This window comes from Lichenicola sp. GTC18331, from assembly GCF_055386855.1.
In genome coordinates, this window is sequence record NZ_AP045015.1 from 2330220 (window position 1) to 2342096 (window position 11877).

At 66.1% G+C, this 11877-nt stretch carries 9 protein-coding genes; 4 read left to right on the forward strand and 5 right to left on the reverse strand.

Annotated features, from left to right (window positions below):
* The first annotated feature begins 84 nt into the window (after positions 1–84).
* A complete protein-coding gene (locus ACZ5BM_RS10650; RefSeq protein ID WP_498907913.1) occupies positions 85–705 on the forward strand; it encodes a hypothetical protein in 621 nt (206 codons plus the stop codon).
* A 17-nt stretch (positions 706–722) separates the two neighbouring features.
* On the forward strand, positions 723–1913 hold the full coding sequence (gene zigA, locus ACZ5BM_RS10655; protein WP_498911584.1) for a zinc metallochaperone GTPase ZigA: 1191 nt from the start codon (positions 723–725) through the stop codon (positions 1911–1913).
* A gap of 141 nt (positions 1914–2054) precedes the next feature.
* Here zigA and ACZ5BM_RS10660 read toward each other — a convergent pair whose 3' ends face one another.
* The gene (locus tag ACZ5BM_RS10660; protein WP_498907914.1) at positions 2055–4319 is read right to left on the reverse strand and encodes a glutaminase family protein; all 2265 of its coding nucleotides are present in this window, start codon (positions 4317–4319) and stop codon (positions 2055–2057) included.
* 403 nt (positions 4320–4722) lie between these two features.
* Between ACZ5BM_RS10660 and ACZ5BM_RS10665 the strand changes: the two genes are divergently transcribed.
* Both ACZ5BM_RS10665 and ACZ5BM_RS10670 read left to right on the forward strand, forming a co-directional pair.
* Positions 4723–5490 (forward strand): amino acid ABC transporter ATP-binding protein, encoded by a 768-nt coding sequence (locus tag ACZ5BM_RS10665; RefSeq protein WP_498907915.1) that lies wholly within the window; start codon positions 4723–4725, stop codon positions 5488–5490.
* On the forward strand, positions 5490–6992 hold the full coding sequence (locus ACZ5BM_RS10670; protein ID WP_498907916.1) for an ABC transporter substrate-binding protein/permease: 1503 nt from the start codon (positions 5490–5492) through the stop codon (positions 6990–6992). Before ACZ5BM_RS10665 ends, ACZ5BM_RS10670 begins: the two co-directional genes overlap by 1 nt.
* A gap of 479 nt (positions 6993–7471) precedes the next feature.
* Here ACZ5BM_RS10670 and ACZ5BM_RS10675 read toward each other — a convergent pair whose 3' ends face one another.
* The 4 genes from ACZ5BM_RS10675 to ACZ5BM_RS10690 all read right to left on the reverse strand — a co-directional run bounded on the left by ACZ5BM_RS10675 (position 7472) and on the right by ACZ5BM_RS10690 (position 11853).
* A complete protein-coding gene (locus ACZ5BM_RS10675) occupies positions 7472–7897 on the reverse strand; it encodes a VOC family protein (RefSeq protein ID WP_498907918.1) in 426 nt (141 codons plus the stop codon).
* Between the two features lie 4 nt (positions 7898–7901).
* Positions 7902–9284, reverse strand: a complete 1383-nt coding sequence (locus ACZ5BM_RS10680; RefSeq protein WP_498907919.1) for an NAD-dependent succinate-semialdehyde dehydrogenase — start codon at positions 9282–9284, stop codon at positions 7902–7904.
* A 71-nt stretch (positions 9285–9355) separates the two neighbouring features.
* Complete coding sequence (locus tag ACZ5BM_RS10685; protein WP_498907920.1) at positions 9356–10132, reverse strand: triose-phosphate isomerase family protein; 777 nt, start codon at positions 10130–10132, stop codon at positions 9356–9358.
* Positions 10129–11853 (reverse strand): dihydroxyacetone kinase family protein, encoded by a 1725-nt coding sequence (locus ACZ5BM_RS10690; protein ID WP_498907921.1) that lies wholly within the window; start codon positions 11851–11853, stop codon positions 10129–10131. The genes ACZ5BM_RS10685 and ACZ5BM_RS10690 overlap by 4 nt, the downstream gene beginning before the upstream one ends.
* Positions 11854–11877 lie beyond the last annotated feature (24 nt).

The window sequence follows — 11877 nt, forward strand, 5'->3', positions numbered from 1 at the left end:
TGAGGCGTCTTGCCAGCTATGGTTGCCAGGAAGAATTGAAACAGTATAACGTTGCGCTATGTTCGATCTTCCTGTGAGGTTCGGTTGTCCTTGTTTCTCCGCATGGAAAGTGGACCAGACCTTTCCCCCGCGCCGCCGGGTGTTTCGCCGACCCTGCATGTGGTTGCCGCAGGAGATCCGGCCGTTCTGCTGGACATTGTCCGGCCTGCCGTCGGCCTGGCGATCTGGGCGCGCGAACCGAACCCGCAATGGCTGGCTGATTCGATCTCCCTGGCGCTTCCCCCCGACCATGCGCCCTTGGTCGTGTCAGGAGAGCCGGACATCCTGGGCCGGCGGTTGGCGCAATCGCTGCCGAATGGCTGCCCATCCTGGTTCGAGCGCGAGGTGACTGGATTCGCGTCGCTTCTGGCCGATGTCGCGGCGGCCCCGCGCCTTCGCGTCCGGTTCGGCGCGTTCATCGATGATGGCGAGCCGCAGGACGTCCGCTTGTTCTGTCGCTACGGGGACGGTGCGATGTGCTGGCGGCATCCAGATCTGCACGGGATCGTCGCGGGAGGCGAGGCGGACCCGTTTGCCGTGCTGATTCTGAAAGGCGCGCGCTCCTCCATCCGCCGCCGCCGCGCCCTTCGCCTCCAACCCGATCCTGCGTGCACCACCGCCGGGCCGGTGCTGTTGATCGAACCCGAGATAGGAGCGTTTTCGTGAACCATCGCCCTTCATCCATCGATCCTCGCCTTCCGGTGACGGTGCTGTCCGGCTTCCTGGGCGCGGGAAAGACCACGTTGCTGAACCATGTGCTGGCCAACCGGGACGGACGGCGCGTGGCGGTGATCGTCAACGACATGAGCGAGGTGAATATCGATGCGTCGACCGTCGAAGCGAACGGCGGCTTGTCGCGTACGGAAGAGAAGCTGGTGGAGATGAGCAATGGCTGCATCTGCTGCACCTTGCGCGAGGATCTGATGCGCGAGGTGGCGCGCCTCGCGGCGGAGAAGCGTTTCGATGCCCTGCTGATCGAGAGCACTGGCGTCTCGGAACCGATGCCTGTTGCAGCGACCTTCGATTTCCGCGACGCGCTGGGCGTCTCTCTGGACGACGTGGCCCGTCTCGACACCATGGTGACGGTGGTGGATGCGCAAAGCTTCCTGCGGGACTACGGCTCGACCGACGATCTGGCCACGCGCGGCGAGACGGCGGGCGAGGGTGACGATCGCAAGTTGGTGAACCTGCTGGTGGAGCAGATCGAGTTCGCCGACGTTCTGGTCGTCAACAAGTCCGATCTGGTCACGGCTGAGGAGTTGCAGCGCCTGGGTGTGCTGCTCTCCACCTTCAACCCGGGGGCGCGGATCGTATCGAGCGTGGAAGGTCGGGTTCCGCTCTCCGCTGTTCTGGAGACTGGATTGTTCGATTTCACACGGGCGCAAAACGCGGCCGGGTGGCATCAAGCGCTGCTGGGGGCGCATCTGCCGGAAAGCGAGGAGTTCGGAATCCGCTCCTTCGTGTATCGCGCACGTAGACCGTTTCATCCGGCCCGGCTGCACGCATTCCTCGGTGGCGCATTGCCGGGCGTCGTCCGTGCGAAAGGGTTCTTCTGGTTGGCGACACGGCCGGACTACGCCGGATCGTGGCAGTTGGCCGGCGCGATCGGTCGCCACGAGTTGGCCGGGCGCTGGTATGCGGCGGTGCCGGAAGAGCGTTGGCCGGCCGACTCGGAATGGCGTGAACGCGTGCAGCTGTTGTGGGATGGCGAGCATGGCGATCGCCGGCAGGAACTGGTCTTCATCGGCATCGACATGGACGAAGCCACCCTGCGCGCTGATCTGGATCTCTGTCTGCTTACTCAAAAAGAATACGAATCCGGTCCTGCGTCCTGGGATGCGTTGCCGGATCCATTTCCTTCTTGGGGAAGTTGAAGAATGTTTTCCCTTGGAAGGGAGAACAAAAGAGCTTCTGTTCATTGGAATTCACCCGGGACCGGTCTTCCCTCACCATCCGGACAGAAGCCTTTTTGCTTATTGTGTTCAGAAAAAGAAGACCGTTCCTGTTCTATTTCTTCAGAGACCGCTGCCCTTGCCAGGCAGCAAGGTCAGGGTTAGAGGCGCGAAGGCACCACCCATCACAGGACGGGCGCGGAAGCCGGAGACATAGGTGCTTGTCGGATCGTAGTAGTCCGAGAACGGTTCGCCGGACTGGGTCGTATTGGCGTAGTTGTAGACCTCGTCATAGATGTCCTTCGCAAGCGTCGCATCGTTCGTGCTGGCGGCGGTCCAGATCTGCCAATCGGCCTTGGTGAATCCGTGCGCCACGTTGTTGTCGGTCAGCGTGCGCGGATCAAGCGGAATGCCGGTCGGATGTTCCTGCGTGCGATACCAGGCCGCTTCCTCCGCCAGAATCGCGCGCGGGATCAGGTTCAGGCCGAGCAGCTTGTCCGGATAGGCATTGTATTTCAGGCTCCAATAGCTGTCCGGTTCGCTCGTGGTGTCGGGGCTCTGGGAGTTCGCGGCTTCCTTGTACTGCAGAAGAAGGTGGGAGCCGTCGCTGCTTTGCGCCATGGTCGCCCATTTGCCGATCATGGTTTCTGCGCGGCTGCGGTAATGCTTCGCCTGTGCCGTCTTGCCGGCATAGTCGGCGATCTGCGCCATGGCACCCACCGCTTCGATTCCCTTCAGTGCCAGATTAACGCTGTGCGCGATCCGGCCGGTGAAATCGTCGGTCTGGTTCTGGTACTGAGGGTCGAGCGCGTTCGGATAGGGGAACTCCTTCGCGTTCGGCGCAGGATAGGAGAGCAGGTAGTCGGCCCATTGTTTGAACAGGCGATAATGCTGCAGCGCGTAGGCGGCCGCTTTCGGTTGTGTGGTGTGCTGCATGTAGGCGTCCGCCATGATCAGCATGTTGGCGGTTTCTTCCACCGGCATGTTCTCGCCGCCGCCATCGTCATGCCCATCGGCGTTCGGATAGGTGCTACCGAGATCGTGTGGCGAGAACGGTTCCGGCCAGTATCCGGATTCCGAATACTCGATGACCGGTTCGAGCATGTAGCGGAGAAGCTCCGGGTTCATGTAGAGAAAGGCCGGCATCGACGGATACATCACGTCCACCGTCTGCACGTTGTCGTCGGACGAAATCTCTTCCAGGAACAGCAATGGATTGCTTGTGCTGCCGACCAGTTCGGTGGCGGCGAAGGCCTGACGCAGAACCGTGGCGGTGATGGCCGCGTAGTGCGCGTTACCGACCGATTTCGATGCCTGCCTCAGATTCTTGTCGAGCGCATCGGCGCGTGACAAGGCTCCCCCGATATCGTTGTAGTCGAAGGCGAGCATAGCTTCCTGCGTCGGGAAATATTGCCGCCACAGACCGCTGACCTGCGTGCCGTGGAAGCTCACGGCCGGATCGCGCACATGGCCCACGACGATCTTGAACGGTGCTGTCTGCGTGGCACCGATGCGTCCGAAATCGTTGGCGAAGGCGAATACCGGATAGGCGTTGTTGATCGCGCGTGGCTGGTTGGTGTCGTTCGTGTTGGCCAGTGTCCCGTAGGTGGCGAACTGTGTTCTGACCGCGGCGTCGGAGCCCGATTGCGTGGTCAGAGTTCCGCTGTTCTCCGTGGCGAAGAGCGCCGTTCCCCAGGACGGGTAATCATAGGTCTGCTGCAGAACGGTCGGTGTGCTCGGCGTGATCTCCCAGGCAGATAGGCTGCCGGAACGCGTCGATCCGTCCGCGTTGCGGTTGACGCCGACCTTCGACCAGACGATCGGCGTCGTGTTGGTGCCGTGCGCCCATTCGCCGCTGATGTCGTAATAGACCGAAACGGTATGCGAACCGCCGTCGGTGCTGCGGACGCTGGTGACGATGTTCCCCAACGGCATCGACAGCCGTTTCAGGTCGTTCGCCTCCACCGGCGACAGCATGTCCATCGTCAACAGCACACCGCCGGCCTCGAACGTGAAAATCGATTGTGTTGCCGTGGTTTTCAGCGACGTTTGCGTCATGGCGTTGAGCCCGGCCGTGTTGGGCGCGCCCAGGAACAGATAGGGTTTGTTGTCGATCATGGCGATGCCGGTGATCGCCTTGACCGTGCCGTTCCAGTGCGCGGGCCATGTACGGGCCGCTTGCCCGGTGGCGTTCTCGAGCCAGACATTGGTGTAGGGCGCGCGCGTGATCAGTGGCGCCGCCGGCGGCCGGATCGGTGTGAAGGCGCTGCTGCCGGACAGGGCGTTGATTTTCACGCCTGTCTGCGCGCTGGCGGGAAGGGCGCTCCCGGCAAGCGCGAGCGCGGCGGCGCCCGCCATCAGAAGGGGGCGTAGGCCTGGACCGTTCATCGGTTTCTCCTGGCGTTTCCTGTTTCGCCGTTCTCGGACGGCTTTGTTCAGTCAGGCACCGCGCGCGAGCCTGGGCGCGGGACGCGAACGACAAAGAAACGGCAACGAGAAAATGGAAAGCGAAGGAAAAACCGTGACGCCGTCGGCATTCTGTCGAGCCGTTCAATTGTCAGACAATAACCTGCGCTTTGTCATGCTCCGTTGCAACTTGCCGAAAACCAGGCCCGGCGCGGCGTTACCAGCTGATCACGAAAATGTGTGCGATGCTGCAACTGAGGTGCGTTTGGAGGTGAGCCTGCTCGAATGACGATGCTGTTGCGCCGCCCGGAGGCGGATTGCCAGCAATCCCCGGATTTGGCATGAGCAAAAAATCGTTCCCAAGCCGTTTCCGTGCGGATCCCGATTGACCCCAGCGCCCGAGCCGATCGTCCGCATCCGCGACCTGCATAAGAGCTTCGACGGCCATGTCGTGCTCGAGCGGGTGTCGCTCGACGTGGAAGCGGGTGATCTGCTTTCGGTGATCGGTCCATCCGGTTGCGGCAAGTCCACCCTGCTGCGCTGCCTGAATTTGCTGGAAGTACCGGACGGCGGCCAGATCCGGATCGCGGGTCACGCGATCGACCGACGGGAGGCGCGCTGGAGCCGGCAGGACGAACGTCTCGCGCATCAGCTTCGCACCCATGTCGGCATGGTGTTCCAGGGCTTCAATCTGTTCGCCCATCGCACCGTGCTGGAAAACGTGATCCTGGCACCGATGGTGGCGCGTCGCACCGCCCGGCGCGAGGCGTCCGAGACCGCCATGGCCCTGCTCGAGAAGGTAGGGCTCGCCGCCGCCGCGCATCGTTATCCGGTCACCCTGTCCGGCGGGCAGCAGCAGCGTGCCGCCATCGCTCGTGCGCTGGCGATGGCGCCCTCGGTAATGCTGTACGACGAGCCGACCTCCGCGCTCGACCCCGAGCTGGCGGAAGAGGTTCTGGGCGTGATGCGTCAGCTCGACGACGAAGGCATGACGCAGATCGTGGTGACGCACGAGATGCGTTTCGCCCGCGCCGCCTCCGACCGGATCATCTTCATGGATGGCGGCCGCATCGTCGAGGATGCGCCGCCGGAGCAGTTGTTCACGGCGCCGTCCGATCCACGCACGCGTCAGTTCCTGCGGAATTTCCTGTGATGCGCCGCCTGCTGGTGCTGCTCTTGCTGCTGTTTCCGGTCTGGGCGGCGCAAGCGGCGGACCTTCCCGTGCTGCGCTGGGCGTCGGATGCGCAATCCGGCGCGCCGTTCGTGTTCCACGATCCGGCCGACCAGTCGAAGCTGACCGGCTTCGAATACGACATCATGCAGACGCTGGCGGCGAGGATGGGCCGCAAGCCGGTCTTCGTGCAGAACGACTGGGACGGGTTGATCCCGGGCCTGCAGCGCGGGCTCTACGATCTGGTGATCGACGGCATCGAGATCACGCCCGAGCATCGCGCTGTGGTGGCGTTCTCCACGCCGTATTATCGCACGGCCGAGCGCATCGCCGTGCGACGCGGTACGGATGGTCTCGATACGGTGGATCACCTGCGCGGCCATGTCGTCGGCACGCTGAAGGACACCACCAGCATGCGTCTGCTGGAAAAGGCCGGCGGGATCGAGCTGCGGACCTACGAGGACGAAACCAACGCCTATTCCGATCTGAGCAATGGCCGCCTCGATGCGGTGATGCTGGATGCGCCGATCGCGCAGTACTACGCGGTGCCCGACGACCGCCTGAAGCTGGTCGGCGCGCCGGTCGGCGGTCTCTCCTATGGCATCGCCATGCGCCAGGGTGATCCCGCTCTGCTGGAAGCCGTGGATAACGGCCTGGAGGCGATGCGGCGGGACGGGTCTCTGCGGCGCATCCTGCAAAGCTGGGCAATGTGGACGCCGCAGATGGCCGCCGCGCTCGACGATCCGTCCACCTATTCGGTGCCTCCCGTGCAATGGAATCACTGGCTCGAATCGACCCGCCCCGCCGCGACGTTCGGGGCGCGTCTGACGCGCTACGCCGGGTTCCTGCCGCTGATCGGCCGCGCCGCGCTGATGACGCTGGCGGTATCGGCCTGCGCCATGGTGCTGGCGGTGGTGGGCGGGCTCGTCCTGGCCCTGGCGCGTCGCTACGGCGCCGCGCCGCTGCGCTGGGCGGCGACGATCTATATCGAGGTCGTTCGCGGCACGCCCCTGCTGATCCAGGTTCTGTTCATCTTCTACGGGCTCCCGTCGCTCGGCATCCGGCTCGATCCGTTTCTGGCCGGCGTGGTGGCGCTCGGCCTGAACTACGCCGCCTACGAAGCCGAGAACTACCGGGCCGGGCTGCAATCCGTGCCGCATGGGCAGATGGAGGCGGCGATGGCGCTGAACCTGACCCAGGCGCAGGCGGTGCGGCACGTGATGGTGCCGCAGGCCTTCCGCTTCGTGGTACCGGTAATGACCAACGATTTCATCTCGTTGCTCAAGGATTCGTCGCTGGTCAGCGTGATCACGCTGAGCGAACTGACCCAGGCCTATATCCGTCTCTCGACCACCTATTACGATTATCTCGGCACCGGCCTGATGATCGCGGCGGCCTATCTGCTGCTGGGTCTTCCCTTCGTGCGTCTGGCCAGGGTGGCCGAGAAGCGGCTGGCGCGTTCGGCTTCACGCCGGACCGGCTGATCATCCGGCGCAGAAGCGCAGCATCTGTCCCGGTAAATGATCGTTTTGTGCTGCATCGGCGATAGTCGCTCCAGCACCATGCACCGTTCGGCGCGGAACCAGTCGCCGCACCAGCGCAATTCCTCCGCCAGGGCGCGCAGTGTGCCGCGCGGCCCCCGGAAGCGCCGGGACAGGAAACGGCGGAGTAGCCGCATCAACACGACATGGCGTGGCGGATCGAGCACGACGATCAGATCGGCTCGTTCCATGGCGAGGCCGGCCCATTTGAACTGGCACGCCTTCGACGATCCAGTCCGGCCGGTCCACGGTCTGTTCCAGGAGAGCGTGGCGGGACTCCGGATCGCGCCTTTCATCGCCGGCCGGTTTCCGGATCCAGTGCATCTCGTCCAGCGGCCAGACCGCTACAGCCAGATGCGTTCCGAGGCGTCGTGCGAGCGTGCTCTTGCCGCTTCCGGTCGGGCCGGTCAGGAAGATCCGCGTCACCAGCTCGGCCAGAGCCCGGGCGTCGCGAGTTCGAGGCAGTGCCCGTCCGGATCGCGCAGATAAAGGCTGGTGCCGCCGCGCGGCCAGGTGATTTGGCTTTCGATATCGATCCGGTTCCGTTGCAGGTGCTGCTCCCACGCATCCCGTTCGCCGAGCGGGATCGCCAGACACAGATGCAGATGGCCGCTGCCGTCATGCGGCGGAATGGCTCCGCCGCCTTCCGTGGGCGAGGGCTCGGTCGAGCCGCCGCGCAGGAACAGCAGCAACACAGCGTCGCCCGGGAGGCCAAGGCCGCACATGCGATCGTCGCGGAGAAACAGCTCCAGCCCGAAGATGTCCCGATAGAACCGCTCGGAGCGATCCAGATTGGACACGTAGAGCGAGGTTTCCAGCAGGTGGCTCAGCCGCGGCGTGCCTGTCATCGAATCAGCCCCGCCGCGTCCAGACGGTTTGCGCGTTGGTGAACTCGCGCAGGCCGAAATACGACAATTCGCGCCCGTAACCGCTTTTCTTCACCCCGCCCACGGGGACGCGTGCATTGGAGGCGGTGAAGCCGTTGATGAAGACGCCGCCTGTCTCCATGCGTCGTGCCATCGAACGCGCCTTCGTCTCGTCGGCGGTCCAGATGTTGCCGCTCAGCCCGAATTCGCTCCTGTTGGCAAGCAGCAAGGCGTGTTCTGCATCCTCGGCGACGATCAAGGCCGCGACCGGTCCGAACACCTCCTCGTCGAACGCCGTCATGCCGGGCGTTACATCGGCCAGGACGGTCGGTGGATAGAAGAAGCCCGGCCCGTCCGGCAGCATGCCGCCCAGCAGCAGAGAGGCGCCGGCTGCCACGCTTCTCTGCACCTGCTCGTGCACGCCGTCGCGTAGGTCGGCGCGTGCGATCGGTCCTATGGTGTTGCGCGGGTCGGTCGGGTCGCCCGCACGCTGCTGTTTCGCCGCCTCCACGAAACGCGCGGTGAACGCAGCCGCGATCGGTTTTTCCAGGATGATGCGCTTGGCGGCCAGACAGACCTGACCCGCATTGGCGAAGCGCCCGGAGATCGCGAACCGCACCGCGCCGTCCAGATCGGCATCGTCCAGGACGATGAACGCATCCGTACCGCCCAGCTCCAGCACCGATTTCTTCAGATGCCGGCCGGCCAGAGATGCCACGGCGGCGCCTGCGCGCGTGCTGCCGGTCAGCGTCACGGCGGCGATGCGCCGATCGGCGATCACCGCTTCGATCGCCGGCGTGTCCACGTTCAGAACCGAAAAGACGTGTTCCGGCAGACCGGCGGCGCGGAACATCTCTTCCATCAGAAACGCCGCACGCATCACGTTAGGTGCGTGTTTCAGGACGAACCCGTTGCCGCCGAGCAGGATCGGCACCGCCGCGCGCACCGCCTGCCAGTAGGGGAAGTTCCAGGGCATCACCCCCAGCACCACGCCGATCGGCAGAAACGACACATAGGCCTCGTCCGCCGTGTCGGTGTCCGCCGGTTCGTCGGCCAGATGGCGCGCGCCGTTCCGGGCGAACCACTCCGCCGTCGCCGCGCATTTCTCGACTTCCGCCCGCGCCTCGCGCAGCGTCTTGCCCATTTCCGCCGTCGCGATCGCGGCGGCGCCCTCCGCCCGCTCGCGCATCACGGTTGCCAGTCGCGCCATGATCGCGGCGCGGTCCTCGATCGGCGTCCCGGCCCAAACCTTCTGTGCATCGGAGGCGTCTTGCAGCAGCGCTTCGACCGATTCCGGCGTCTGGAAGGCGAACCGCTCGATCTCGTCTCCTGTGGCCGGGTTGCGGGAGACGGCATGGGTGTCGGGCATCGGGGCGAGCTCCGTTCGATCGGTATCCACGCCGTTCAACGCACCGGAAGCGGCAAAGTGCGATCGCGGGTTCAGCCGGGCGGCAGCACCGCCTGCACGCGTGCGGCGATCCGGAGGAATCCGTCCGCCGCCCAGGCCGCGCGGCCGATGAAGAGGCCATCCACGTGCGGACACGCAGCCAGCTCCGCGCAGTTCCCCTCGTTCACCGAGCCGCCGTAGAGGCAACGGATGACGCGCCCGGGGCACTGGTCGCGGGCCACGGCGAGACTGTGCCGGTGCCGCGCCTCGGCATAGTCGGCGCTGGCCGGTGTGCCGTGCTCGCCGATCGCCCAGACCGGCTCGTAGGCCAGCAGCAGCGGCAGCGTCGGCGAGAGCGTGCCTGCGCCGGCCAGCGCCGTCCGCACCTGCCGCTCCAGCACGGCATCCGCCTGGCCGGCGCGTTTCTCCGCCTCCGTTTCACCGACGCAGATCAGCGGGATCAAGCCGTGCCGCAGCGCGGCCCCGACCTTCAGCCCGACCTGCGCATCAGTCTCGTTGAAATGGGTCCGTCGTTCGGAATGGCCCAGCTCCACCAGATCGAGCCCGCAATCGCGCAGCATCGGCGCCGAGATCTCGCCGGTCCAGGCGCCGGAATCGGCCCAATGCATCGTCTGCGCGCCGACCCGGACCGGCGTGTCCGCCAGAGATCGCCTGACCGGAAGCACGGCGGTGAAAGGCGGGATGACGAACGGCTGGAGGCGCGGATCGCGCAGCACCTCCGCGTCGCGCACCGTATCGCAGAACCGCTCGGCATCGCCGAGCAGCTTGTTCATCTTCCAGCTGGTGCCGAGCCAGAACGCGGCGCTCAAGCCGCAGGTCCGGTGGTCGCGAGACCTTCGCCGATCACCCGTGCCGCCAGCGCCATGGACAGCGCGCCTGCGTCCGGGTGACCTTTGCTGCGCTCGCCATGAATCCGGGCGCGGCCGAGACGCGGCAACAGATCGCGCGTCTTCTCCGCCGCATCGTGCGCTGCTTCCGTGGCTTTCTGCCATGCCAGCGGCAACGCTTGCCCCGCTGCGAGCCCGGCATCCAGCGTGTCCACGAAGGGGGCGAGCGCGTCGATCAGCGTCTTGTCGCCCGGTTTGGCGCCCCCGAGCGCCTGGATGCGGTCCAGCATGCGGCGCGCACCATCCGCGAGCTGGCGCGCATTCGGCCGTGTCTCGTCGTCGAACGCGGCGCTGAAGGCGCGCAGACCCTCGCCCCACAGCGCGCCGGAGGTGCCGCCTGCGCGATCGGCCCAGCTATCGGCCGCCGCCGCCAGCACGGTTCGGGCACCGCCCTGCCGTTCCGCCGCCTGTTGTGCCGCCCTGGCCGCTGCCGCCGAACCGCGGGCCATGCCCTGGCCGTGGTCGCCGTCGCCGGCTTGGGCGTCGATGCGGCCGAGCTCGGCCTCCGCCTGCGCCAGGGCCGCGGCCAGACGATCCAGCGCGGCGCTGGTGCAGCGTCCTGCTTCGCGTCCCGAAAGGGTGCCGGCCGGCGTGACGACGGCTTCCGGCTCCGCGAGGAGCGGCAGCGACGCGGGTGCGTCGCCGTCGATGCGTGGACGCACCAGACCGGGGCTGTGCACGGCGTCGCGCCAGAACCGTTCCAGCGTGTCGTCCAACCAGGTGACGGTGAGCGAGCACCCGGCCATTTCCAGGCTGGTGACGTATTCGCCGACGAGCGGCGCCACCAGCGTGTAGCCGGCCGCGCCGAACCGTTCGGCCAGAGTCGCCCAGAGGACGAACATCTCCTCCTGCTTGGTGCTGCCGAGTCCATTCAGAAGCACCGCTATCCGCGGGCCATGTCCGGAGGGCGCCTCGGCGATCACGCGGTCGAACAGCACGGAAGCGAGGTCGGCGGCGGCGGGGATCGGCTGCTCGCCGATGCCGGGCTCGCCATGCACGCCGAGACCCAGCGCCATCCGGCCGGTCGGAACGGTGAACAGCGGATCGGCCTCGCCGGGAATGGTGCAGCCGTCGAACGCCACGCCGAAGGTGCGGGTGCGGTGGTTGGCGCGTTGTCCGATTTCCCAGACCTCGTCCAGCGACAGCCCGGCTTCGGCGGCGGCGCCGGCGATCTTGAACACCGGCAGTCCGCCCGCGATGCCGCGACGGCGCGTCCGCTGCTCGTCCGATGCGCTCGCCACGTCGTCTGTGGTCCTGAGCTCGCGCGTGTCGATCCCGGCATCGCGCAGCCGTTCGGCGGCGATCCCGAAATTGAGCACGTCGCCGGCATAGTTGCCGTAGGCCAGGATCACGCCGCCGCCCAGCTCGGCCGCGCGGGCGACGCCGAAGATCGCCTGCGTGGAGGGCGAGGCGAACACGTCCCCGGCCACCGCCGCATCGGCGAAGCCCGGACCCACATAGCCGGCGAAGGCCGGGTAATGGCCGGAGCCTCCGCCCACCACCACGGCGACCTTGCCGCGCGGCCCCGGTGTCGTCCGCACCACGCCGCCGCGCACGGGCGACACCAGATCGGCGTGGGCAAGGGCGAAGCCGCTCAAAGCGGTCGCTGCGAATTCGGCGGGCTCACCGCAGATATGGGCCATGAGAACAGGATCCTTGCCGGAAGG